General features: G+C 68.9%; 20 protein-coding genes. 8 read left to right on the top strand and 12 right to left on the bottom strand.

What is annotated here, in order from left to right:
• Positions 1-361: 361 nt before the first annotated feature.
• The 3 genes from OZ671_RS26435 to OZ671_RS26445 all read right to left on the bottom strand — a co-directional run bounded on the left by OZ671_RS26435 (position 362) and on the right by OZ671_RS26445 (position 1,914).
• Positions 362-805, bottom strand: a complete 444-nt coding sequence (locus tag OZ671_RS26435) for an acyl-CoA thioesterase (protein WP_268863482.1) — start codon at positions 803-805, stop codon at positions 362-364.
• Between the two features lie 32 nt (positions 806-837).
• Positions 838-1,329, bottom strand: a complete 492-nt coding sequence (locus tag OZ671_RS26440) for a hypothetical protein (RefSeq protein WP_268863483.1) — start codon at positions 1,327-1,329, stop codon at positions 838-840.
• A gap of 90 nt (positions 1,330-1,419) precedes the next feature.
• The gene (locus OZ671_RS26445; protein ID WP_268863484.1) at positions 1,420-1,914 is read right to left on the bottom strand and encodes a GtrA family protein; all 495 of its coding nucleotides are present in this window, start codon (positions 1,912-1,914) and stop codon (positions 1,420-1,422) included.
• A 124-nt stretch (positions 1,915-2,038) separates the two neighbouring features.
• Here OZ671_RS26445 and OZ671_RS26450 point away from each other — a divergent pair, with 124 nt between their 5' ends.
• The 5 genes from OZ671_RS26450 to OZ671_RS26470 all read left to right on the top strand — a co-directional run bounded on the left by OZ671_RS26450 (position 2,039) and on the right by OZ671_RS26470 (position 9,936).
• The gene (locus tag OZ671_RS26450; protein ID WP_268863514.1) at positions 2,039-3,094 is read left to right on the top strand and encodes a glycosyltransferase family 2 protein; all 1,056 of its coding nucleotides are present in this window, start codon (positions 2,039-2,041) and stop codon (positions 3,092-3,094) included.
• Positions 3,091-3,879 (top strand): ChbG/HpnK family deacetylase, encoded by a 789-nt coding sequence (locus OZ671_RS26455; RefSeq protein ID WP_268863485.1) that lies wholly within the window; start codon positions 3,091-3,093, stop codon positions 3,877-3,879. The genes OZ671_RS26450 and OZ671_RS26455 overlap by 4 nt, the downstream gene beginning before the upstream one ends.
• A gap of 160 nt (positions 3,880-4,039) precedes the next feature.
• Positions 4,040-5,374 carry a carbohydrate porin gene (locus OZ671_RS26460; protein WP_268863486.1) on the top strand — a complete coding sequence of 445 codons (1,335 nt, stop codon included), beginning with the start codon at positions 4,040-4,042 and terminating at the stop codon, positions 5,372-5,374.
• Between the two features lie 91 nt (positions 5,375-5,465).
• Positions 5,466-6,767 carry an efflux RND transporter periplasmic adaptor subunit gene (locus OZ671_RS26465; protein ID WP_103169461.1) on the top strand — a complete coding sequence of 434 codons (1,302 nt, stop codon included), beginning with the start codon at positions 5,466-5,468 and terminating at the stop codon, positions 6,765-6,767.
• A gap of 19 nt (positions 6,768-6,786) precedes the next feature.
• On the top strand, positions 6,787-9,936 hold the full coding sequence (locus OZ671_RS26470; protein ID WP_038304611.1) for an efflux RND transporter permease subunit: 3,150 nt from the start codon (positions 6,787-6,789) through the stop codon (positions 9,934-9,936).
• 12 nt (positions 9,937-9,948) lie between these two features.
• Here the strand turns inward: OZ671_RS26470 and OZ671_RS26475 are convergent, their stop codons facing one another.
• Complete coding sequence (locus OZ671_RS26475; protein WP_268863487.1) at positions 9,949-11,433, bottom strand: TolC family outer membrane protein; 1,485 nt, start codon at positions 11,431-11,433, stop codon at positions 9,949-9,951.
• A 262-nt stretch (positions 11,434-11,695) separates the two neighbouring features.
• Here OZ671_RS26475 and OZ671_RS26480 point away from each other — a divergent pair, with 262 nt between their 5' ends.
• Together OZ671_RS26480 and OZ671_RS26485 are read left to right on the top strand one after the other, a co-directional pair.
• Positions 11,696-11,974, top strand: a complete 279-nt coding sequence (locus OZ671_RS26480; RefSeq protein WP_103169459.1) for a hypothetical protein — start codon at positions 11,696-11,698, stop codon at positions 11,972-11,974.
• A gap of 118 nt (positions 11,975-12,092) precedes the next feature.
• Entirely contained in the window at positions 12,093-14,192 is a 2,100-nt protein-coding gene (locus OZ671_RS26485; RefSeq protein WP_268863488.1) for an ABC transporter ATP-binding protein/permease, read from the top strand.
• Between the two features lie 41 nt (positions 14,193-14,233).
• On the opposite strand, the gene OZ671_RS26490 is transcribed toward OZ671_RS26485, so the two are convergent.
• From OZ671_RS26490 to OZ671_RS26525, 8 genes are all read right to left on the bottom strand, one after another.
• Positions 14,234-14,707 (bottom strand): META domain-containing protein, encoded by a 474-nt coding sequence (locus OZ671_RS26490; protein WP_268863489.1) that lies wholly within the window; start codon positions 14,705-14,707, stop codon positions 14,234-14,236.
• Positions 14,708-14,761: 54 nt separating this feature from the next.
• The gene (locus OZ671_RS26495) at positions 14,762-16,186 is read right to left on the bottom strand and encodes a sigma-54-dependent transcriptional regulator (RefSeq protein WP_268863490.1); all 1,425 of its coding nucleotides are present in this window, start codon (positions 16,184-16,186) and stop codon (positions 14,762-14,764) included.
• Between the two features lie 217 nt (positions 16,187-16,403).
• Positions 16,404-17,000: a Spy/CpxP family protein refolding chaperone gene (locus tag OZ671_RS26500; protein WP_268863491.1), complete on the bottom strand. Its 597-nt coding sequence runs from the start codon at positions 16,998-17,000 to the stop codon at positions 16,404-16,406.
• A 125-nt stretch (positions 17,001-17,125) separates the two neighbouring features.
• The gene (locus tag OZ671_RS26505) at positions 17,126-17,959 is read right to left on the bottom strand and encodes a DUF937 domain-containing protein (RefSeq protein WP_268863492.1); all 834 of its coding nucleotides are present in this window, start codon (positions 17,957-17,959) and stop codon (positions 17,126-17,128) included.
• An 80-nt stretch (positions 17,960-18,039) separates the two neighbouring features.
• Positions 18,040-19,470 carry an MATE family efflux transporter gene (locus OZ671_RS26510; protein WP_268863493.1) on the bottom strand — a complete coding sequence of 477 codons (1,431 nt, stop codon included), beginning with the start codon at positions 19,468-19,470 and terminating at the stop codon, positions 18,040-18,042.
• On the bottom strand, positions 19,467-21,299 hold the full coding sequence (locus tag OZ671_RS26515) for a monovalent cation:proton antiporter-2 (CPA2) family protein (protein WP_268863494.1): 1,833 nt from the start codon (positions 21,297-21,299) through the stop codon (positions 19,467-19,469). Before OZ671_RS26515 ends, OZ671_RS26510 begins: the two co-directional genes overlap by 4 nt.
• A 111-nt stretch (positions 21,300-21,410) precedes the next feature.
• On the bottom strand, positions 21,411-22,826 hold the full coding sequence (gene tldD / locus OZ671_RS26520; protein WP_268863495.1) for a metalloprotease TldD: 1,416 nt from the start codon (positions 22,824-22,826) through the stop codon (positions 21,411-21,413).
• Between the two features lie 137 nt (positions 22,827-22,963).
• Complete coding sequence (locus OZ671_RS26525) at positions 22,964-23,482, bottom strand: invasion associated locus B family protein (protein WP_268863515.1); 519 nt, start codon at positions 23,480-23,482, stop codon at positions 22,964-22,966.
• A 531-nt stretch (positions 23,483-24,013) separates the two neighbouring features.
• Here OZ671_RS26525 and coxB point away from each other — a divergent pair.
• Complete coding sequence (gene coxB / locus OZ671_RS26530) at positions 24,014-24,928, top strand: cytochrome c oxidase subunit II (RefSeq protein WP_442957130.1); 915 nt, start codon at positions 24,014-24,016, stop codon at positions 24,926-24,928.
• The last annotated feature ends 50 nt before the right edge of the window (positions 24,929-24,978 follow it).

Below are 24,978 nucleotides of genomic sequence, written 5' to 3' on the forward strand. Positions count from 1 at the left end.
GCTGCGTCTCGGCCCAGGCGGCGCTCCAGGCAAGCGCGGTCGTGGCGCCGAAAAGCGCCGCGGGAACAAACCTTGAGAGCATGCGTCCAGCCAAGAATTGAGTCATGAAGCGGATCGGTAACCACAACGATAAGTGTGATCCTTAGCGCAAATAAGGCATGGCGATGCAAGCCTCGACCCTGCCGGACATGCTCGATTTGGTGGCTGCCGTGGCGGAAAGGTCGCAATTGGCTGGTCGATCGGACCGGTTTGGCGGCGTTCCGGGTTACGATCTGTTAGGGCCTGCGGCTGAAGCGCGGCGGCAAGACCTGTACCCGCCGGCACATGACTGGCGGTTCTGCTTGGCGCGACCGCCGGTGCGTCAGCCGCCCCTTCCGGCTCGCTCCATCGCCGCGAGGAGGCTGTCGGGAAGCGCCGCCGGCCGGCCCGTCGCGGTGTCGACATAGACGTGGACGAAGCGGCCGTGGGCGAGGGTCATCGGCTCGCCCGCGCGGAAGATGCCGATCTCGTAGGTCTGGCTGGTCCGGCCGCGTTCGGCAAAGCTTATGCCGGCCTCGAGTGCCTCCGGATAGCGCGCCGGAGCGAAATAGGAGCAGCGCGTGTCGACCACCAGGCCCTGCCAGGTGCCGCCGACCGGCGCGAGGCCGGCCTCGCCGATCAGGAAGGCGTTCACCGCCGTGTCGAAATAGGCATAGAAGACGACGTTGTTGACGTGGCCGTACTGGTCGTTGTCGGACCAGCGGGTCTGGATCGGGTGGAACCAGGTGAAATCGCTGCGCGGGCGCGGCACGGGGCGGGATGTCATGGCAGGTCTCGCGGCGGGCTTGGGATGGTCGGTCAGGTCAGGGCGGCCATGGCGGCGCCGAGTTCCGCGGCATCGAGCGGCCGCAGGTCGGGCGGAAGATAGGCCCGGCGCGCCGCGGCCGAGAACAGCACATCGCGGCTCCAGAAATGGAAGATGCCCTGCTTCGCGCCGAACGGGCTTTCGACGAAACCGTTGGTTCGCGCGGCCAGCGGCAGGGGGGCGACGGTCTCCAGATAGCGGGCCGCCGCCCAGGCGTAGTAGCGCGTCACCGTGTCGTGGTAGCCGCGCATGTCGTTGTTCGGCGTGCCGACCGCCTCGTTGTAGCGTCGGATCCGCTCGGCGAGCAGGTCGCCGGCGGCCTGTTCGCCTGCTGTCTCGACATGCCAGAGACCGACGGCGAGATGGGCCTGGTGGCTCCAGGCGGCGGCCGGCAGCGTCCGGGTCAGGAAGCCGCCGATGACGGCGCGCACGGCCTCGTCATCGTCGAAGGGCGCGAAGCTGCGCGCCGGGGTTTCCATGCTCATGCGACCGTCGTGTCCTGTTCGCCCGGCACGATCATGCCCGAGCCAGGGCGCCCCGCGCCAGGGCCTTCGCTCCTTGGCTGCGGCGGCCGGTCAGCCGGCGGGCCTGTCGTTCTTCGGGCCGCGCCCGGGAAAGACGATCAGCCGCGTCATGGCGAAGTTGGTGACGAAGGCGAAGCCGATCGGCACGATGGCGGCGATGGTCAGCGGCAGATAGCGCACCGCCACGAGGAAGCTCAGGACCTCGACCACCAGGCCGAGGGTGCCGGAGGCGACGAAACGGCCATAGGTCGGCCAGGTGAGCCGCCGGCCGCTTTCGGCGGCGAAGGTGGTGAGCGTGTTCAGCACGTAGGAATTGGTCACCGCGACGGCCCAGCCGACCGCCTTGATCACGCCGAGCGCCGTATCCGAGGCGCCGAGCCCCAGCGGCACCAGCACGGCCATGGTCAGGCCGACGGTGATCACGTAGTTGACCAGCGCGTTGACGACGCCGACCAGTCCGAAAGACACGAATTTCGGCGCTTCGCGCAGCGCGAAGGCGTAAAGCCGCGCGACGATCGAGCGATCCTGTTGGCTGCCGTTCATCATGGGGCCGTGCTCTACACGCTTTTGCGTCATGAAACAGCCGGCTTGGGCGCGCATCCCTTCACGCGGCTGTGAATGCGGTGCATCATGGCCGCCTTTCCAGGATCGGCCGGGGGCCGTGAGTACGATGATCGCGAATGACGGGCGAGTGATCGCCTTCCCGGGCGCAGAAGTCCAGCCTTTCGGCCTCACTATCGTGGTGCCGGCTTACAATGAGGCCGAGGCGCTGCCCCATACCCATGCCAAGCTCCTCGCCCTGGCGCGCATGCTGAAGCAGACGCGCGGCCTCAGCGTCGAGCTGCTTTATGTCGATGACGGCTCGCGCGACGGCACGCTGGCGGTGGCGAGCGGCCTCAAGGCCGAGGGCGCCGACGTCCAGGTGGTCTCGTTCTCGCGCAATTTCGGCAAGGAGGCGGCCCTGCTCGCCGGGCTCGACCAGGCCCGCTACGGCGCCGTCATGTTCATGGACGCCGACGGCCAGCATCCCACCGCCGTCGCCGAAAAGCTGATCGCGCACTGGCTCGACGACGGCTACGACGTCGTCTTCACCTACAAGGAGAACCGGCACGGCGAGCCGCGGCTGCGCACGCTCTTCGTCAATGCCTTCTATGGCCTCGTCAATGCCGGGGTGCGCCAGAAGATCCCGGCCGATGCCGGCGACTTCCGCCTGCTCTCGCCGCGCGCCGCCGCGGCGCTGCGCCGCCTTCCCGAGCGCGGGCGCTTCTTCAAGGGCCTGTCGAGCTGGGTCGGCTTCCGCCAGATCGGCGTGCCCTATACGCCCGATCCGCGCCGGCAGGGCGAGGCGAAATGGAGCTTTTTCGGCCTGCTCGCCTTTTCGATCGAGGGGCTCACCTCGTTCTCGATCGTGCCGCTGCGCCTGGCGAGTCTGCTGGGCGCGGTCCTGGCCACCGTGGCGCTCGTCTACGGCCTGGTCATCATGGTCGAGACGCTGCTGCTCGCCGAGAGCGTGCCCGGCTATCCCTCGCTCTTCGTCGGCATGATGTTCATCGGCGGCGTGCAGTTGCTGATGATCGGCGTGCTCGGCGAATATGTCGGCAAGATCCTGTCGGAACTGAAGGGCCGCCCGGTCTATCTGATCGGCGACCACTTGCTGAAGCGGGCGGTCGACAGCCCTGCCGCCGACCAGCCGGCCACGCCTTCGGCGCAGCAATCGGAACAATGAAGCGGCTGATCGTCTGCGCCGACGATTATGCCCTGAGCCCGGGCGTATCGGCGGCGATCCGGGAGCTCGCCTCGGCCGGCCGGCTCAATGCGACGTCGGTGATGACGCCGGGGCCCGATCTCGCGGCCGAGGCGGCGCGGCTGTCGGCGCTTGGCCTCGATGGCTTCCAGATCGGCCTGCACGTCACGCTGACCAGCGGGCTGACGCCGCTCACCGCCCCCGGCCTGCCGCGCTATTTCGATCTCGGCCCGCTGATGCTGCGCTGTTTCCTGCGCGCCGTCGACACACGGCGCCTCGCCGCCGAGATCGAAGCGCAGTTCGCGGCTTTCCAGGGCGTGTTCGGCCGGCCGCCGGATTTCATCGACGGCCATCAGCACGTCCACCTCCTGCCCGTCATCCGTCCGCTGGTGCTCGATGCCGCGCGCCGGCATGCGCCGCACGCCTGGCTGCGCCAGTGCCGCGGCGCGGGGGAGGGGCTGAAGGGGCGCATCATCTCGGCCCTGTCGGGCGGGCTCGTCGCCGATGCCCGTGTGCTGGGCTTTGCCACCAATCCGGGTTTTTCCGGCGCCTATGAGTTCGAGCGCGCCGCTGCCTTCGCCGAACTGTTCCCGCGGTTCCTCTCCGGGCTGCCCGACGGCGGGCTCGTCATGGTCCATCCCGGCCATGTCGACGAAGCGCTGAAACGGGTCGATCCGGTCCACGCGCCGCGCGCGGCCGAATATGCCTATCTGGCCGGGCCGGCCTTCCCGGTAGCGCTGGCCGCCGCCGGCTTTTCACTGTCCTGAGCCGAGAAAACATTTGACCTTGGGGGGGGACCTCCGTCACGCTCATGCAAATGATTTGCAGTTGCGTTGGGCGGAGGCGGGTGTGGCAAACGGATATCGCAGCGCGTCAGCGGCGCCGGCCGTCCGACCGCGGCGCATTGTCCGCCGGACGATCGGCGCAGTGGCGCTGCTGCCGCTGCTGTCGCTTTTGGCGGTTCCCGCCCGCGGCCAGGGCTGGGCGACGCCGGAGGGCGAGCGGGTCCCGGAAAATGTCAGGCTCAATGCCCAGCTGACCGAGTTCATCCAGGGTTATCCGAGCTTTCGGGCCGCCTATTCCGGGCCGAACAGCCTGCCGCCCGGCGGCCAGGTCCGCCAGTCGACCAGCATCACCGCCTATCTCGGCATGCGCCTGCCCTGGGCCGGCGGCGAACTCTATTTCAATCCCGAATATTTCCAGGGTTTCGGGCTCGGCCAGACGCTCGGCATCGCCGGCTTCACCAACGGCGACGCCCAGAAGGCGGGCAACCGTGTCGGCGTGCTCTCCATTGCGCGCCTGTTCCTGCGCCAGACCATCGCGCTCGGTCCGGAGACGGAATGGCGGCCGGGCGACTTCAACCAGCTTGCCGGCTTCGTGCCGACCCGGCGCATCGTCGTCACCGCCGGCAAGTTCGCCTCGCTCGACATCTTCCAGACGAGCGCCTATGCCGGCGACGCGCGCCGCCAGTTCTGGAACTGGTCGCTCTGGGGACCGGGCGCCTGGGACGTCGCCGCCGACGTGCGCGGCTATACGCAAGGGCTGGCGATCGAGATCGTGCCGGATCCTGCCTTCGTCATCCGCTACGGCGCGCTGCTCCTGCCCTCGCAGCCGAACGGCGGCGAGCTGCCGCTCCGCCCCAACAACGTCAACCACATTCTCGAACTCGCCTATCAGCACCGCTGGTTCGGCCGGCCCGGGACGGTCAAGCCCTTCGCCTTCTATTCGCTTGGGGCGATGGGCAGCTATCAGCAGGCTCTCGCGCTCGGCGCCGGCGGCCTTGCCGTCGACGACGCGATGGCCACCACGCGCCGCTATGGCAATCGCAAGTGGGGCTACGGCGTGCTGATCGACCAGGAGATCGCCGACAATGCCGGCTTCTTCTTCCGGGCGAGCTGGAGCGACGGCCGGACCGAGACCTTCGCCTTCACCCAGATCGACCGGTCGATCGCCTTCGGCCTCAGCTTCAAGGGCGAGTTGTGGGGCCGGCCCGGCCATTCCGCCGGCATTGCGGTCGCGCAGAACGATCTTTCCCGCTACCACCGTGATTTCCTGGCGGCAGGCGGCACCGGCATCATCATCGGCGACGGCGCCCTGCGCTACGGCTCGGAGCGGCTGATGGAGGCCTATTACGAGCTGCCGGTCTACCGCGAGAACCTGTTCGTCGCGGCGAACTATCAGCTCGTCCACAATCCCGGCTACAACCGCGACCGCGCCGGCCCCGTCCATGTTTTCGGCCTGCGCATTCACGCCCGTTACTGAGCCGGCGGATTTGCAATCGAACTGTCAGGTGGCATGCTTATTGTCGCGCCGCCGCCGATGCCGGTGAGCTGTCGTGAATGCAGGCGCCGTCATGGATCCGACGCAGACTTCTACACCTGGTCGCGGTGACCGCCGCGTGATCCTGCGCGTCGGCGGTATGGCCCTTGCCGCGGCGCTTGCCCTTCTGGCTCCGATCGGCGTGCCGGCGGCGGGCGCCTTCGATCTCGGTTCCATCGCGCGCCTGTTCGGGTTCGGCGGCGAGGCCGCGGCTCCGGCCGGCGGCGCCGAGCGGGTCAAGCCGCGCGACGGCCGCTTCGTCGTCTCCGAAGCCGACTGGTCGACATTCGGCCGCGTCACCGTGCAGGAGGTCACCTTCCGCGAACAGGTGGTGACCGAGGGGCGCCTCGCCATCGACGAGAACAGCGCGACGCCGGTCATCTCGCCCTATTCGGGCCGGGCGACGCGCATTGCCGTGGTGCCCGGCGACATCGTCAGGCGCGGCCAGCCCCTGCTCTTTCTCGAAGCCAACGAGATGGTGCAGACGCAGAACGATTTCATCGCGGCCATGTCGGCGCTCGACAAGTCGCAGACCCAGCTGCGGCTCGCCGAGATCAATGCCCGCCGGCAGCAGGACCTGTTCGCCGGCCGCGCGGCGCCGCAGCGCGACGTCGACCAGGCCCGCGCCGACCTCGACGCCGCGCGCGCCGACAACCGCACGGCGATCACGGCGCTGGAGGCGGTGGAAAACCGCCTGCGCCTGTTCGGCAAGACCGATGCCGACATCCAGAGGTTCCGCTCGGGGCGCCGAATCGATCCGGAAGTCGCGCTGCTGTCGCCGATCGAAGGCACGGTCGTGTCGCGCAAGATCGGTCCCGGCCAGTTCATCGCCGGCGGCGGCGGCGAGCCGATCTTCGTCATCGACGACCTCGATACGCTCTGGCTCAACGCCTATGTGCGCGAGGACGAGGCGCCGCGCGTCATGCGCGGCTCGCTCATCGAGTTCCGCGTACTCGCCTTCCGCGACCGGGTCTTCGTCGGCAAGCTCGACTTCGTCGCGCCGGCCATCGACGCGTCGAGCCGCCGGCTGCTGGTGCGCGCGACGGTGGAAAACCCCGATCGCGAACTGAAGCAGCAGATGTTCGTCAACGTCGCCATCCAGGTCGGCGATCCCGTCAGCTCGCCCGCCGTGCCGCGCAACGCCATCGTCTACGAGGGCGAGGTGGCGCGGGTCTGGGTGGCCTATCCCGACCGGTCGGTGGAACTGCGCCGCGTGACCGTCGGGCTCATTCGCGGCGAGACCGTGCAGATCACCAGCGGGCTGAAGGCCGGCGAGGAGGTGGTGGTGCGCGGCGCGCTGTTCATCGACCAGATGACGGCGGCCTTCCGCCGATGACGACGAGCCGGTCCCGGTCATGAATGCCATTGTCGAATTCGCGCTGAAACAGCGGGTGCTGATGGTGCTCGCCTTCGGCGCCATGTGTCTCGTCGGCGCGCTCACCTTCATGCGGCTGAATATCGAGGCCTATCCCGATCCCGTGCCGCCGATGGTCAACGTCATCACCCAGGGGCGGGGCCTCTCGGCCGAGGAGATCGAGCGCTACATCACCATTCCGATCGAGGGCGTCACGGCGGGGCTGCAGAACCTCAAGCTGATCCGCACCACCTCGGTCTTCGGCCTGTCCGACATCAAGCTGCAATTCACCTACGACGTCACCTACGAGCTCGCCCTCCAGCGCGTGCTCAACCAGCTGTCCCTGCTGCCGCCACTGCCGAACGGCGCCCAGCCGCAGATCTCGCCGATGAGCCCGATCGGCGAGATCTTCCGCTATCGCATCGTCGGGCCGCCCGACTACAGCGTCACCGATCTGAAGACGCTGCAGACCTGGGTGCTGCAGCGCCGCTTCCGCGCCATTCCCGGCGTCGTCGACGTCGTCGGCTGGGGCGGCAAGAACAAGACCTATGACGTCTCGATCGACTTCAACAAGCTGCTCGCCTATGGCCTCACCCTGCCGCAGGTGATGACCGCGCTGCAGAACGCCAATCTCAATGTCGGCGGCAATACGGTGTCGATCGGCGTCCAGTCGGGCGTCGTCCGCGGCGTCGGCCTGATCTCCTCGATCGACGACCTCAACGACACCTTCATCGCGACCGTCGGCCATTCGGCCGTGCGCGTGCGCGACATCGCGACGGTGACCATCGGCAACCAGCCGCGGCTCGGCATTGCCGGCCAGAACAACGACGACGACGTCGTGCAGGGCATCGTGCTGATGCGCCGCGGCGAGCAGAGCATGCCTACCATCCTGCGCGTGCAGGAGGAGGTGGCGCGCCTGTCGGCCGGCGGCGTATTGCCGCCGGGCGTGCGCATCGAACGCATCTACGACCGCAAGGAGTTGATCGACGTCACCACCGCCACCGTGCTGCACAGCGCGCTGTTCGGCATCGTCCTGATCTTTTTCGTGCAGTGGCTGTTCCTCGGCAATCTGCGCTGCGCCATCACGGTGGCCGCCACCATTCCCTTCGCGCTCGCCTTCGCCGTCACCATCATGGTGCTGCGCGGGGAATCGGCCAATCTTCTCTCCGTCGGCGCCATCGATTTCGGACTCATCGTCGATGCCACCGTCATCATGACGGAGAACATCTTCCGCCTGCTGGCCGAGCGCAGCCACCACAAGCGCACGCACGGCCTCGTCGAGGATGGCCCGACCGATCTCAGGCGCCGGCTGCAGACGATCCTCGGCGCCTCCAACCAGGTGGTCACCGCCATCCTGTTCTCCTGCCTGATCATCGTCACCAGCTTCATCCCGCTGTTCACCATGCAGGGGGTCGAAGGCTACATTTTCGGCCCCATGGCCAAGACCTACGCCTATGCCCTGGCAGGCGGCCTGACCGCCGCCTTCTTCGTCACGCCGGCGATCGCCGCCTTCCTGCTCAAAGGCGAACTGTCCGAACGCGAGACCCCGGTCGTCCGCGCGCTGCGCGCGGCCTACGAGCCGCTGCTCGAGCGCGCCGTCGCCCGCCGGCCGGTGACGCTGCTGTTCGCCGGCGGGCTGCTGGCGGTGTCCCTGCTCGCCGGCCGCAGCCTCGGCCTTGAATTCCTGCCGAAGCTCGAAGAGGGCAATCTCTGGATCCGCGCCACGCTGCATCCGACCATCTCGCTGGAGGAGGGCAACATCTACGCGAACCGGATCCGCCGGATCGTCGCCGGTTTCCCGGAGGTGGCCTCCGTCGTCTCCCAGCAGGGCCGCACCGACGACGGCACGGAGGTCGCCGGCTTCAACAATGTCGAGATGTTCACGCCGCTGAAACCGCGCGAGCAGTGGCGGCCGGGCGTCGACAAGGCAAAGCTCGTCGAGGAGATCCTGGCGGCTCTGCAGAAGGAGTTTCCCGGCGTCGACTTCAACTTCTCGCAATATCTCGAGGACAATGTCTCCGAGGCGGCGTCCGGCGTGAAGGGCGAGAACGCCATCAAGCTGTTCGGCAACAACCTCGCGGAAGCGACCGACTATGCCGAGCGGATCCGCAAGATCCTGAGCGGCGTGCGCGGCATCGACGATCTCGCCGTCTTCACCGTGCTCGGCCAGCCGACCATCGCCGTCACCGTCGACCGTCTGGCGGCCGGCCGCTACGGCCTCTCGCCCGGCGACATCAACACGGCGATCCGCACTGCGGTCGGCGGCGATACGCCCGGCGACTTTTTCGAGCCCAGCAGCGACCGGCGCTTCCCGATCATCGTCCGCCTCGCGCCCGAGTTCCGCCAGTCGCCGGAGGCGATCCAGAATCTCAGGATCGGGGTTGCCGACAGCGACGGCACGGTGACCCAGATCCCGCTGAGCCAGGTGGCGACCGTCAGCCTCGTCTCGGGCGCCTCCACCATCTATCGCGAGCAGCAGCAGCGCTATATCCCGATCCGCTTTTCCGTGCGCGACCGCGACCTCGGCTCGACCATTTCCGAAGCGCAGGCGCGGGTTGCGAACGAGATCAGGCTGCCGCCCGGCATGCGCATCGAATGGGCCGGCGAGTTCGAAAACCTGCTCGCCGCCATCGCCCGCCTGCAGGTGGTGGTGCCGATGACGCTGCTGCTCATCGCCTTCCTGCTGTTCGCCAACTTCAATTCGCTCACCGACACGCTGCTCGCGCTGTCCGTCATTCCGCTCGCCATGGTCGGCGGCGTCTTCTCGCTGTTCCTCACCGGCACGCCGTTCGGCGTCTCTGCGGCCATCGGCTTCATCGCGCTGATCGGCGTCTCGGTGATGGAGGGCATCATCGTCATCACCTATTTCAACGGCCTGGTGGCGCAGGGCCGCGAGCGGGTCTCGGCGGCCATCGAATGCGGCAAGGTGCGCATGCGGCCGGTGATGATGACCTGTGTCGCAGCCTGCGTCGGCCTGACCCCGGCGGCCCTGTCGACCGGCATCGGCAGCCAGGTGCAGAAGCCGCTCGCCTATGTCGTGGTGGGGGGCGTACTGGTCGCGCCGTTCCTGATCCTGGTCATCCTGCCGGCGCTGATCGTCATGTTCTCGCGGCGGCAGAAGGTGGATGCGGAGGCGGGGGCCCTCGGCTGAGGGCGTCCGCCGTCAGCGGCTGCTCGGCGGCCCTGCCGGGCCGGTCGGGTTGCGCAGCTCGCGCCAGGCGTCGAAGCGCACGCCGATGTCGGACTGCGGCTGGGGCGATGCCACCGCCGGCTGGCTGATGCCGAGCCGCGGCAGGTCGAGCCGGCCGGTCGCGGCGAGGATCGTGTAGGACGCCACCAGCCGGTCGCTCTGCGACTGCAGCAGCCGCGCCCGGGCATTCACGGAATCCTGCTGGGCGTTCAGGAGATCGGTCAGCGTGCGCAGGCCCGCTTCCACCTGCTTGCGCACGCCGTCGACGGTCACTTCGGCAGCGCGCACTTCCGCCGTCGCCGCGCGGATCGTCTGGTTGGCATTGTCGAGCGCGGCATGGCCGGCGAAGGCCGCCGAGCGCGACTGCACGCGGGCGCTGTCGAGCTGCATCTGCGCCTGGCCGAGCAGCTCGCGCGCCTGGCGCACCTGCGATTCCGGCGCGCCACCGGCATAGAGCGGCACGGTCAGACGTCCGACCACCTGGGCATTGTCGTTCTGCAGCGTCTGGGTATCGATGCCGTAGTCGCGCGAGACCTGCGCCTGCAGGCTGACCTGGGGCAGCATCTGGCCCTGGGCGACGCGCACGGCGGATTCGGCCGCGCGCACCGAGGCGATCGCCGCGAGCACCGCCGGATTGTCGCGGCCGGCAATGTCGCGCGAGCTTTCCCGCGAGCGCGGCAGCAGCCGGTCGACGGCGCCGACCGGGCTCAGCCGCGCGGCCGGCGGCGCCCCCACGATGCGCAGGAACCGGTCGCGCGCGATCGAGAGGTCCGTCTCCGCCTGGCTGAGGTCGGCAAGGCCGCGGCTGAGGCGTGCCTCGGCCTGCGAGACGTCGGTCGGGGTGGCGACACCCGAGGCGAGCCGCGTCCGCGTGGTGTTCAGCGTTTCGGTCAGGAAGCCGACATTGCGCTTCTGCACCTCGACCAGCGCCTGGCCGGTGGCGACCGCCAGATAGGTGGTGGCGACATCGAGCAGCACGGCCTGCTCGATGGCGCGCATCTGCTCGCGCTGGGTGCCGACCTGCGACTGGGCCTGCAGCACGGAGTTCTGCGTTCGCCAGCCGTCGAACAGCGTCTGGGTCGCGGTCAGCGCCACGCCGCGCTGGTAGTAGGTGGCGCCCTGCGACACTGTCGGCGGGCCGGCCTGCAGCTGGCGGATCGCCAGGACGCCGGCATAGGCGGTGGCGCTGACCTGCGGCAGCAGGCCGGCGCGCGCCTGCGGGATCGCCTCCTGGGCCGCCCGCGTCGCGGCGCGCTGGGCGAGAATGTCGGGATTGGTGCGGAAGGCGCGCTGGAAGGCAGCGCCGAGGGTGGCGATGCCGGTCTCGGCGCGGGCCCGTGCCGGCGCGGGATGGCTGCGCCGGGGCGGCTCGGCCAGGGCCGGGCCCGCCGCCAGCACGGCCAGCGCGGTCGCGGCCATCAGGCGGCCCCGCTTGCCGTGGAACGGAAGGCGCGGCATCCGGCGCTCCTGGGCTTCACCCGGGCTGTGGGCTTTCGCCGCCGCGAGAAGGCCGGCGCAAGCTGGCGTTGACGAAACTTTGGTCGGCATGTGTCAATGCCGCTGCGACAGGCCCTGCGGCCCGGTCGACGGCATCACGGTCGATTCGCTAGCATCGAAGCGGGCGAGGGTCGAGCGGGCTTGACGGCGGCGTGATGATGCTTGGCGATTATCCCCGGAAAAAGCCACGGATCGGCCATAACTCATCGTAAAAAGGCACTTCATGGCACGCTTCTTCTTCAACCGCCGTGGGGCCGACCCCGAAACGTCAGACGCCTCGCGACGACTGACCGCATCCGTTCGCGAGATCTTAACACTTGGACCTGACGACGGCGTTACAGTCAGTGAAATCGCCTGTTCGCACCCCGAATGCGGCGATGCCGAGACGGTGGTGCTGATCATGCGGCTCGGCCGCAGGACCGAGGCGGTCAAGATCCTCAAGGCCATGCGGCTGGTGACCGAGGACGATCTGCGCGCCTCTCTTGCGGCCGCCGGCGCGTGAGATCGCCTCTTTCCTTCACCGCCCGCACATGGTCCTGTGCGAGCGCGCGCCCGCAGGCCGCGCTCGCCACCCGGCGGGCGGCCCGTTCCCTTCCCCTCATCCGCGACTGAGGTCGTCCATGCTGCCCATCGCCGTCGTCACAGGCCTCGCCGGTATCGCGCTCGCGGGCGCCTGGCTTTCCGGTGCGCTCACCCTGCCGGCCTATCTGTTCATTCTGACGCTGGTTGCGGCGGCGGTGAGCTTTCTGGCGCGTCCGACCGCGACCCTGGTGCGCGCGATCGTCGGCTTCCTGGTGGTCTGGCACCTGGCATCGGTCGCGACCCTCGTCGCCAACGAGCTCGGCGCCTTCCCCGACGCGCTTGCGCCCTACCTGCCGACGCGGGCGAGCGTGCTGCTCTCGGCGGTCTTCGCCGTCGTCGTCTACGGCATCAGCTTCCTCGGCACGATCCGGCAGATCACCAAGCTTGCCGATCCCTATTTCGAGGCGCGCGACAAGGGCGTCATCAACCTGCCCTTCGGCCTGACCATCAGCATGCAGGAGCGCTACATCGCGCACGGCCTGCTGTTCATCCTGCTTGCGATCAACATCGCCCAGGTTCTGGCCACCGTCCTGCTCAACCAGTGGAACAATCGCTTCTACACGGCGCTGCAGGAACGCGCCGAGGCGACCTTCTGGACCGAGCTGCGCTTCTTCACCATCGTCGCCTTCATCTGGGTCGTGCTGGCGGTCTACGAGCTCTATCTGACCCAGTACGCCCAGATCCGCTGGCGCCGCTGGATGACCGCCCAGCTCACCTCCCATTGGCTCTCGGCGGGCGTGCACTACCGCATGCGCCTCACCGGCTCGCAGACCGACAATCCCGATCAGCGCATCGCCGAGGATGTGCGCCTGTTCACCTCGACGACCCTCGAACTGATGATCCGCTTCTTCTCGGCGGTGCTTTCGCTCTATGCCTTCGTGCTGATCCTCTGGGGTCTGTCGGCCAACTTCAAATATCAGGTTGCCGGCTTCAATCTGGAGGCCATCCCGGGCTACCTCGTCTGGGCCGCTCTGATCTTCGCTGTCGTCGGCACCGTCTTCGCCCACCTCATCGGGCGCTCGCTGATCACGATCAACTTCCAGCGCCAGCGCTACGAGGCCGACTTCCGCTTCAGCCTGGTGCGGGTGCGCGAGAACGACGAGCAGATCGCGCTGCTGAAAGGCGAGGAGGCCGAGCGCGCCGGGCTCCGCCGCCGGTTCGGCAACATCATGACGAACTGGTTCGACTACATGCGCTACACCAAGCGCCTGACCTGGTTCACCGCCTTCCTGAACCAGACCTCGATCATCTTCCCCTTCGTGATCCTGGCGCCGGCCTATTTTTCCGGCGCCGTGCAGCTCGGCGCGCTGACCCAGACGTCGGGTGCCTTCGGCCGGGTGGAAAACGCGCTCTCGCTGTTCACCAACCTCTATGGCTCGCTCGCCGACTTCAAATCGGTCATCGACCGTCTGACCGGCTTCAACCGGACGGTGGCGGCGGTGGAGCAGCCGCCCCAGCCGGCGATCGCCACGCGCACGGCCGGCGAGGCCCTGACGCTGACCGACCTCGCCGTCACCCTGCCGAACGGCAAGCCGGTGGTGAGCGCGCCGAGCCTGACCGTCCGGCGCGGCGATCGCGTGCTGGTCACCGGCCCCTCAGGCTCGGGCAAGTCGACCCTGTTCCGGGCGCTGGCAGGCATCTGGCCGCATGGCTCGGGCGAGGTGGTGGTGCCGGCGGGCGCGAGCCTCATGCTGCTGCCGCAGCGTCCCTATTTCCCGATCGGTACGCTGCGCGACGCGGTCAGCTATCCGGCCGGGCGCGGCGACTATTCCGACGCCGACATCGTCAAGGCGCTGGAGGCGGTGAAGCTGCCGGGCCTGGCGGCGAGGCTCGACGAGGAGGCCTCCTGGCACATGATCCTGTCTGGTGGCGAGCAGCAGCGCCTCGCCATGGCGCGCGCGCTGCTGTGCAGGCCGGACTGGCTGTTCCTCGACGAGGCAACCGCAGCGATCGACGAGCCGGGCGAAGCCGCGCTCTACACTACCGTGCGCGAATGGCTGCCGGACACGACCCTGGTTTCGATCGGCCATCGCTCGACCCTGGTCAATTTCCACGACCGCCGGGTGCATCTGACGCCGGACGCGAACGGGCTGCATGTCGCCGCGGAGGCGCCGCTCATGCTGCTCGCCAAGGCCTGATCCGCGACCGTCGGGACGAGGGGCCGCCCCTCTCGCGATGGTCAGAAGGCGGGAGCGAAGGTCACCGTGCCGCGCCGGCCGGTGAAGACCATGCCGCGCAGGCCCACCGGCCGCCAGTGGCTCGCGCCCTGGATGGCCCAGAAGATCGCCCGCTCCTGGCGGTCGATGACGCCGCCGCAGCGCCGCTCCACGAAGTTGAGCGGGCCGAAGCGGATGTCGTCGACGCCGCGGCGATAGTCGGCATTGACGGGATTGCAGCCCCCCCAGCCGGTCAGCCGGCCGCTCTCCGTGAAGGTGAAGCTCGGCCGGTCGGGAGCGACCGGCCGCTGGCCGTTGATCGAGACGACGGCGAGCCGCGTGCCGACCGGAAAGCGCAGATAGGTCTGGATCTCGGCGCGGGTCGGCTGGCGCGGGCGCGGCGGTTCGCGGCGGGCGCGCTGGGCTTCGGCGGCGGTGGTCAGGGCAAGCAGCGCAACGGCGGCAAGAGCGGGGGCGATGCGGGCACGGTTCTGCATGGTCTACGGTTTAACCCGCATTTCCAGCGCTGGCTACCGGGCGCCCGGCAGGCCTCAAGCCCGCAGGCGCTCGATCTCCGTGGCCGCCGGGTCGCCCGCATCGCCCTCGCGGGCCCAGTTCTCGCGCTTGCGGTAGATGGTCGACGGGCTGATCTCCAGCGCCGCGGCCGCCCGCGAGAGATTGCCGTCGAAGGCGGCGAGCGCGCCCTCGATGATGCGCCTTTCCTGCACGGCGAAGGGCTCGATGACCGGCGCGAGCGAGGCCGCCGCGCTGTCGGCGAGCTGTTCGACGCCGCCCTGCAGCGCGCCATGGGCGAGCGCCAGCGGCAGCATGGCCGCGCTCACCGTGGTGCCCTCGTGCATGACGACCAGCCGGCGCATGACGTTCTGCAGCTGGCGGACATTGCCCGGCCAGTCGAAGCCGGCGATGATGGCGGCCGCGGCGGGCTCGAAATCCCTGAACTGGCGGCCTTCCTCGGCGGCGAAGCGGGTCAGGAAGGCGCGGGCCAGCATCATCACGTCGTCGCCGCGCTGGCGCAGCGGCGGCAGGTGCAGCGGCAGCACGCAGAGCCGGTAGTAGAGGTCCTCGCGAAACCGGCCGGCGACCACCTGGGCCAGCGGGTCGCGGTTGGTCGCGCAGACGAAGCGGACGTCGACCCGGCGCACGCGCGTGTCGCCGACCCTGCGCAGCTCGCCGGTCTGGATGAAGCGCAGCAGCTTGGTCTGCAGGCTGAGATCCATCTCGCAGATCTCGTCGAGAAACAGCGTGCCGCCGTCGGCGAGCTCCGCCGCGCCGCCACGGTCCTCGGTCGCGCCGGTGAACGCGCCCCTGGCATGGCCGAAGATCTCGCTTTCCATGAGATCGCGCGGGATGGCGCCGCAGTTCAGCGCCACGAAGCGGCCGGCCGGTCGTCCGGAGCGCTGGTGGATCGCCTGCGCGGTGACCTCCTTGCCCGTGCCGCTCTCGCCGGTCACGAAGACCGGCGCCTTCGACGCCGCGACACGCCGGATCTGGTCATAGACCTCGCGCATGACCGGCGAACGGCCGACGAAACCTTCGAAATCGTTGCTGCGCTGCTTCGGTGGCCGGGCAGGGGCCGGCAGATGGCCGTCGCTGCCGAGCTGGGCGGCGAGCCGCCGGGCGAGCTCTCCCGGAGCGATCGGCGTGACCAGCATGTCGCAGGCACCGGCCCGCATGGCCTTGACCGCAACCTGCAGCGACGCCCTGGCGCTGACCGCAAGGATCGGCCCTTCATAACCACCGAAGCGCAGCGCCTCGATCACCTCGGCCGACACGGCGTCGCCGCGGTCGAGCGAGGCGACGACGGCGGCCGGCTCCATCCGGTCGAGCATCGCGAGCGCCTCGTCGGCATTCGCCGCCTCGCTGGTGCGCACGGCATCCTTCAGGCCCTGCACGAGAAGGCGGCGCGCCGTCGGGTCGGCGTCGACCACCAGAACGCTACGCGAACAGGGCGGCATTGCAGGCTCGAACGAGCCCATGTCAGGCATCATGGCCGGGCGACCCCTCACACCAACCGGGACGAATGGATGGCCGCCACTGTGCTTGAATCAGGGTAAACGGACCGTTGCCAAGATCTCTCAAACCTGAGGCGTTCGCGTTTTTCGGGCCGAGCAGCACCAAAGGACAGGGCCCGCGCGCGGCGCGGGCCCTCGACAGATCGGTTCGGGCCGCCGCTTACTGGCGGTTGTCGCCACCGGGGCCGCGATGCATGCCCGGACCGCCTTCGCCACGCATCATGCCGCGCTCGTGATGCATCATGCCGTGGCGGCCGGCCATCATGCCGCGGCCGCGGTTCAGGAACGCATCAGCGCGGCGCTTCTGATTGGCGTCGAGCGTGGCGTAGAGCGGCTGGGCGGCGTCGGCGAGCTTCTTCATCGCCGCGGCATTTTCCGTCATCCGCTCGGCGGCGGCGCGCAGCCGCTGGATCGGATCCTGCTGCGCGGCATTGGGATTCATGCGCATTTCGCGCCATTGCTGCATGCGCTGGGCGCGCAGCGTGGCGGATTCGCGCAGGGCCGCCTCGACCGGCGGCCACAGCCGCTCCTGCTCGGGCGTCAGGCGCAGCAGCGCCTTCAGTCCGGCAATGCGCGCATCGAGGAAGGCGGCGCGGTCTTCGGGGTTCATTTGCGCACGGCGGCCCCGTCCGGCCTCGGCACCGGCGGCCTGGCTTGCGCCCGGCTGCGCAGCCTGTCCCTGCGGAGCCGGCGTCTGCGCAAATGCGGTCGCCGCCATCATGGCCGCAAGGGTGCCTGCGACAACAAATGTCCTCATCGGGTATCTCCTCGAACGCCGCCCCCGCAGCAACGAAGGCATCATAGGGCCGAACACCCGGGCGCCCGAGTTAAACTTCGTTCATGTCCGCCGGACCGGCGCGCCGCCGATCTGCGCCGTCGCACCTACGCCTTCGGCCGGAACTGGTCGAACAGCCGTTCGAGTTGCGCCAGCTGCTGGTCCTGGATTTCGCGGCCGCTCTCGAACATGCGGCCCATCGTGGCGGTCCAGGTGTCGGCGGCCTGCTGGCCGAGGGTGCGGGGGCCGGAGGCTTCCGCGTCGGCGCCGGTCGCGGCCTGGGCCAGGCTGCCGTTGAGCAGCGGATTTGCCGCCTGCAGCTGGCGCGCCAGCGCGACGAGCTGGTCGAGGCCGGGCAGGCCCGCGCCGGTGCCCGGAGCCGGCTTCGCACCCATCAGCCCGCCCATCGCATTGGTGAAGGCTCCGACGAGGCCGGTCATGGCATCTGTCGCCGGCTTCGCCGCTCCGGCCGTGCCCTGGCCGAGCATGGCTGACAGCAGCGCACCCAGCGGGTTCTGCCCGTCCATCGCGCCCTTCAGCAGCGATCCCATCAGCAGGGTCGCCATGACCGGCATGACCTTGGCCATCATGTCCTGGCCGATGCCGCTGGCGGCGGCCGCCTGCTGCGCGATGGCCTGGGTCAGCGCCTGCGAGCCGAACAGCTTGCCGAGCACCTCCTGGCCGGCATTGATCATGGCCGGCCCCGCGGTCATCGGGTTCTCCAGGATCTCGGCATAGCTGGGCTTTACGGTGAAAAGGCTCATCAGGTCGGCCAGCCCGGCGGGCGACTGGGTCGCCCGGTTCATGCCCATGGTGAAGGCCGGCAGCAGGGCCGCCATGGCGGCCTGGGCCTGGTCGGGCGACCAGCCGAACTGGCCGAGCAGCGCATCGAAGCCCTGTTTGCCCTGAGCCTGGGCCAGGATGTCGGCGAGATTGAACATGGTCTGTTCCCGGCTGTCGTTCGGCCCGTGCCCGATTCCACCGGGCTGCCGGGGCATCTAATCACGCAGCGCGGAACACGTCACGCGCCCGCCGTCGCACCCTTGCCCGAGGTGAATGGCGACTGCGCTGTCGGCGGGCCGGCCGGCACCGGCTCTTCGTCCGGCGGCCTGCGCGCGGCGCGGTCGATGACCTTGAAGCAGACCACCATGGAAATGATGCCGAACACGATGCCGCCGATCGACTGGCCGGCAATGATGCCCTCCGCCCCGTGGGTCGGCCCGCCGAGCCATGCGCCGATCATGGCGAAGGGCACCGTGCCGAACGTCGCGCGGGCCCAGTTGAGAGCGGTCGAATAGGTCGGAAAGCCCAGATTGTTGAAGGCGGCATTGCCGACGAACACCGCGCCGTTGAAGGCCCAGGCGAGCGAGGCGTAGACACAGAAGAAACGGATCACCGCCTCCGCCGTGCCGGTCGCGTCGAAGGCCTGCACCACATAGGGCGTGGCGATGAGCAGGATCAGCCAGACGGTGATGCCGTAGAGGCTCATGAAGATCAGCGAGTCGATCAGGGTCTGGCGCACGCGCGGATAGAGCCGCGCCCCGACATTCTGGCCCATGATCGGGCCGACCGCCCCGGACAGTGCGAAGAAGGCGCCGAAGGCGACCGGCACCAGCCGGCCGAGCACGGCCCAGCCGGCGACCGCGCCGTCGCCATAGCGCGCGATCATGGCGGTGACGATGCTGTTGCCGACGGGCGTTGCAAGATTGGTCAGGACGGCCGGCACGGCGATCGCCGCGAGTGGCCTGGCGTCGCCGAGAACCGTCGCGAGATCGACCCGGGCGGTCAGCCGGTGCACCCGCACCACCGCGTGATAGCCCATGGCCAGCATGGCGAGCCGCGAGATCACCGAGGCGATGGCTGCGCCATCGACGCCGAGGCCGAACAGGAAGATCAGGATCGGGTCGGCGATCGCCGTGACGATGCCGCCGATGAGCGTCACCCACATGGCGCGCTTGGCATCGCCGGCCGCGCGCAGGATGCTCGAATACATCATGCCGACGCCCAGGAAGACGGTGGCTGGCATGACCATCCAGAGAAAGCGGTCGGCAATGGCCAGCGTCCGGCCGCTGGCGCCGAGCGCGGCGAGGATCCAGCCCGAGAAGGGCAGCGGGCCGAGGCTGACGATCAGCATGCCGACCGCCATGATGACGAGGCTCGACGTGCCGAGCCGGCGCGCCCTGTGGCGGTCGCCGGCGCCGAGTGCGCGCGAGACGAGCGCTGTGCCGGCGATCGACAGACCGATGCCGAACGAGGTGAGGAAGAACAGCACCGTGCCGGCATAGCCGATGGCCGCCGCCAGCTCCTGTTCGCCGAGCCGGGCGATATAGAAGAGGTTGAGGAGATCGACGACGAAGATCGCCACCAGACCGACCGCGCCGGTCACCGTCATCTCGACGACGTGGCGCATGGTCGAGCCCTGCGTGAATTTGGCAGGCGCCGCGGCGGTCATCCGGAAAACCTCGTTTCGTCCGTCAGCACGTCCTCCGCTTCCGGATTGAGCGCCCGGGCCTGGCGTGCGGGTTCGGTCAGCGGCGCCGGCGTCACCTGCTGCTGGTGCAGCAGGTGGTCGCCCGCCTGGATGCCGTCCTGCTGCTGCAGCACCAGCCGCTGGGCATCGCGCTTGCGCAGGTCCGCCATGACGGCGTCGGCGTGATCGGGATCGACGCCGAGCTCGATCAGCGCGCCGCGGCCGAACATGAGCGCGCTCTCGAAGACCTCGCGGATCTCGAAGTCGACGCCGGCCGCGCGCAGGGCGATGGTGTGGGCCCGGTCGAACGAGCGCACATAGAGCTTGGCGAGTGGGAATTCGCCCTTGACCAGCTCGACGATCCGGTCAGCGACGTCGCGCTTGTCGACGCAGACGCAGATCAGCCGGGCCCGTCCGGCGCCGGCGGCGCGCAGCACGTCGAGCCGCGTGCCGTCGCCGTAATAGATCTTGAAGCCGAACATGCCGGCCGCCTGGATCATCTCGACATCGTTGTCGATGATGGTCACCTCGGCCTGCTCGGCCAGCAGCATCTGCGAATTGACCTGGCCGAACCGGCCGAAGCCGATGATCAGCACCTCGCCGCGCACGTCGCTGAAATCTTCCTCGGGTTCCGGCGCGCCGTCGTCGCGCCGGGCGATGAGCCATTCGCCGAAGCGGTAGAGGAATGGATTGACCGCCATCGACAGCACCACCAGCGCGACGAGCAGCGAAGCGTGCTCGGAGGTCATCACGCCGGCCGAGACCGCCGCGGCATAGAGCACGAAGCCGAACTCGCCGGCCTCGGCGATCAGCAGCGCCACCTTGACCGACTGCGCATGGTCGTGCCGGAACAGGCGCATCACCGCATACATCACGCTCGCCTTGAGAACGAGCAGCAGCACGAGCGCAAAACCGAGGCGCCAGCCGGCCGCGATCACCACGGGCAGGTCGATGGTCATGCCCACCGACATGAAGAACAGGCCCATCAGAATGCCGCGGAACGGCTCGATATCGGCCTCCAGCTGGTGGCGGAAGTTCGATTCGGCGAGGAAGACGCCGGCCAGGAACGCGCCCATCGCCATCGACAGGCCGGCATAGGTCATCAGCGCCGCCGCGCCGACCACCACCAGCAGGGCGGCGGCGACCATGATCTCGCGGGCCCCCCAGGTGGCGAGAAAGCGGAACAATGGGTTCAGGAGATAGAGCCCGGCCAGCACGACGCCGCCGACGGCGACCACCACCTTGGCGAAGGACACCCACCAGACCTCGCCCGACTGCGCCGGCAGGGGCGAGAGGAAGGCGACCAGCAGCAGGAGCGGGATGACGGTGAGGTCCTGGAAGATCGAAATGGCGAAGGCCCGCTCGCCGTGCGGCGAATGCACCTCGCCCTTTTCCTCCAGCACCTGCATCATCACGGCGGTGGAGGTGAGGGCGAGGCCGAGGCCGGCGACCAGCGAGGCGTTGAACGGCCGGCCGAACAGATAGGGCACCCACATGACCACCGCGCCGGTGACGATCATCTGGGCCGCGCCGAGCCCGAAAATGTCCTGCCGCATCGACCAGACGCGCGACGGCTTCAGCTCCAGTCCGATCAGGAACAGGAACATGACGATGCCGAGCTCGCCGATGGTCAGGATGGTGCCGGGATCATGGAACAGCCCGAACACCTGCGGACCGATCAGGAGGCCCGCGACCAGGTAGCCGATCACCGTTCCCAGCCGGAAGCGGCGGAACAGCGGAACGGCCACGACGGCCGCACCCAGCAGGGTGACGGTGGGCACGAGGAAACTGGCGGAGGAGTGGTCGGTCATGCGTTCGGGGGGCGGGCCGGCGGGGAAGGTTCCATATCTAGGCAGTCGGCCGCGGCGGGGATACCCGAGGGTTTTCCCGCACGTCCGGCCGTGCCGGCCGCGACACGCCCGTCAGCCGGTGCCGCCGACCGTGATCCGTTCCATCTTCAGCGTCGGCTGGCCGACCCCGACGGGTACCCACTGGCCGGCCTTGCCGCAGGTGCCGATGCCGCTGTCGAGGCTCATGTCGTCGCCGATCATGGTGATGCGCTTCATGTCGGCCGGGCCCGAGCCGATCAGCATGGCGCCCTTGACCGGGGCACCGATGCGCCCGTTCTCGATGCGGTAGGCCTCGGTGCATTCGAAGACATATTTGCCCGAGGTGATGTCCACCTGGCCGCCGCCGAAATTGACGGCGTAGAGGCCCTGGCGGACGCTCGCGATGATCTCCTCGCGGCTGTGGCCGCCGCCGAGCATGTAGGTGTTGGTCATGCGCGGCATGGGCGTATGGGCATAGCTCTCGCGCCGGCCGTTGCCGGTTGGCGCGACGCCCATCAGCCGGGCGTTCTGCCGGTCCTGCATGTAGCCGACCAGCACGCCGTCGGCGATCAGCACCGTGCGGTTGGAGGCGGTGCCCTCGTCGTCGATCGAGATCGAGCCGCGCCGGCCGGCGAGCGTGCCGTCGTCGACCACGGTCACGCCCCTGGCGGCGACCTCCTGGCCCATCAGGCCGGCGAAGGCGGAGGTGCCCTTGCGGTTGAAATCGCCCTCGAGGCCGTGGCCCACCGCCTCGTGCAGCATCACGCCCGGCCAACCCGGGCCGAGCACGACATCCATTTCGCCGGCCGGAGCGGCGACGCTGTCGAGATTGACCAGGGCCTGGCGGATCGCTTCGTCGCAGGCGTGCTGCCAGCGGCCCTCGGCGATGAAGTCGGCATAGCCGGCACGGCCGCCATAGCCGTGCGAGCCGGTTTCCTGCCGGTCGCCCGCCCCGGCGACCACCGAGACGTTGAGGCGCACCAGCGGCCTGACGTCGCGATAGAGGCCGCCGTCGGCACGCAGGATCTCGACCACCTGCCAGGAGGCCGCGAGCGAGGCGGTGACCTGCCGGGCCTTCGGCTCGCGCGCGCGGATATAGGAGTCGATGGTCTCCAGGAGCTTGACCTTGTCGGCGAAGGCCGGCTCATCGAGCGGGTTCTCGTCGCCGTAGAGCCGCGCATTGCTGCGGCCCGGCTCGGCGGCGAACGTTCCCTCGTAGCCGCCGGCCACCGCCCGCACCGTGTCGGCGGCGCGCCTGAGCGCCTCTTCCGAGATATCGGAGGAATGGGCGTAGCCGATCGCCTCGCCCTTCACGGCACGCAGCCCGAAGCCCTGCGAATTGTCGGTGCCCGCCTGTTTCAGGCGGCCATTGTCGAACAGAAGCTGCTCCGACTGCCGATATTCCAGGAAAAGCTCGCCGTCGTCCGCGCCCTCGAGCGCCCGGGCGACGATGGTGCGGGTCTCGCCGGCATCGAGGCCGGCGCGGGCGAGCAGCGAGAGATCGGTCATGATCGATATTCCATTCTCGCGAGGACCGTCCGGCATTCCGGGCGGCATGGGCGTCTTCGGCGGGCGCCGGATCCGGCCCGGCACCGCTTGTGGCGGTCAATCTGGGCGCGGGCGTGACATAACCGCGGAGCCGAGGGTCACGGCAGGGCCGTGAAACCGTCCTTGAAGCCGTTGAGGGAGACCGGCACGCCGATGCCCTCCTCGGGCGTCTGGAAGATGATGAAGGTCGCGGTCTGGCCGGAGGAGAGCTGGTTGAGCAGCGTATCCTCCAGCACCACCTCGGCAACGCAGCCCGACGGCAGGCAGCGCACGAAGCCGGCGCGGCCGACATCGGCATTGTCGATCTTCAGCCCGAGGCCGGACGGCAGCAGCACTCCGAGCGGGGCCAGCACGCGCAGCAGGCGGGCGCGCCCGTCCGCCGTCTTCAGCGCGATGATGGTCAAGGCGACGTTCGGGCGGTCCTCGGCGGCGACGTTCTGCACCAGCGCGCATTGCTCGGAGCGCGCGCCGGGCGGGGTGTCGCAGCGAATCTGCCAGTCGCCATGGGTCGCCTTCACCGCGCCCTGCGCCAGGGCGGGCGCGGCCGCAAAGCCTGCGGCGAGCGCCAGCGCCGCGCCGAAGGCCAGGGCGGCGCGCGCCAGGCGAGGGCGCGCCATACCGATGCGCGCCGGGCCGCTCAGTCCGGGCGACCGCATCGAGGACGGCATGTTCATTGGTTGTGCTCCCAGAAGTTCAAAGGCACGGCGACGGCCGGGTCGAATCGCGCCGGACAGGCGGCCGAACCCCCCCGGGCCAGGGGAGGGACCATTCCACGGTAACCCTGTCAAGGCTGAGAGCCAAATGCCGGCGCGGTGCCGCAATCGCGAGGGCAAATGTCGCCTTTGGGAGGATTCCACGGTTCTGTCGTCGAGTTTATAACGAGTTTAGGCTAGATCTGTTTGGGGCGCCGCACAGGGCCCCAACGGTCGCATTGCGAGCATGGCGTTTTTGTGTTTCAAGGGGGCCGAAAGCCCCTCCTTTTACCGTGTGTGGCGTGTCCCGTGACGACGCGCGCCCGCTCGGAAAGCACGAGGATCTTTGCCCGCGACGCAGCGCCGGACCGGTGCGCAGGCCGCGAACGGATGAACAAAGTCGGACTCGCAGCACGAGGGAACGTGTTCGAGCCTGAGGATATGGAGCGGAAGAACATGCGTGAGGCGATGCGGAACGGCGCGCCGGCCGGGTGGGGCGGAGCTTTGGCGCTCCTGTGCGCCACGGTGCTGCTCGGCGCCCTCGATCCGGCAATGGCGCAGACCCCGGGTCTCGGTCAGCCGGAGCCGGGCGGCATCAATTTCCAGGTCGCGGCCTCGCCGATCATGGAATTCATGCACTGGTTCCATAATGCCTTCCTGCTGCCGATCATCGTCGTCATCTCGGTGTTCGTGGCCGTGCTGCTCCTGTGGTGCGTGTTCCGCTTCAACGAGAAGCGCAACCCGGTCGCCTCCAAGGTCACGCACCATGTCGGCCTCGAGGTCGCCTGGACGGTGATCCCGGTCTTCATCCTGATCATCATCGCCGTGCCCTCGTTCCGCCTGCTCTACCAGCAGCTGACGATCCCGCGCGCCGACGTGACCATCAAGGCCATCGCCTCCACCTGGAAGTGGTCCTACGAATATCCGGACAACGGCAATTTCAGCTTCGTCTCGACCATGCAGACCGAGCAGGAGATCGCCGAGCGGGTGGCCCGCGGCACGCCGCGCTCCGAAGTGCCGCGCCTGCTCGCCGTCGACAACGAGGTCGTCGTTCCCGTCAACAAGATCGTCCGCGTCCAGGTCACCTCGTCCGACGTGATCCACGCCTTCGCCCTGCCATCCTTCGGGGTCAAGGTCGACGCCGTGCCGGGCCGGCTGAACGAGACCTGGTTCCAGGCGACCCGCGAGGGGATCTTCTACGGCCAGTGCTCCGAGCTCTGCGGCAAGGATCACGCCTTCATGCCGATCGCCATCCGCGTGGTCTCCGAGCAGGCCTATGCCGCCTGGCTCGAGGAGGCGAAGAAGAAGTTCGCTTCCGCCGAACAGCCGGCGACCACGGTTGCTGCTGCCGATCTTCCCGCGGCGCGCTGATGCGCCGCTCTCGCGTTCATAACCGACAGAAGATGTCGAGGACTTGAAGT

Origin of the sequence: Phreatobacter sp. AB_2022a (assembly GCF_026847585.1) — a bacterium.
In the GTDB taxonomy this organism is placed as follows: domain Bacteria; phylum Pseudomonadota; class Alphaproteobacteria; order Rhizobiales; family Phreatobacteraceae; genus Phreatobacter.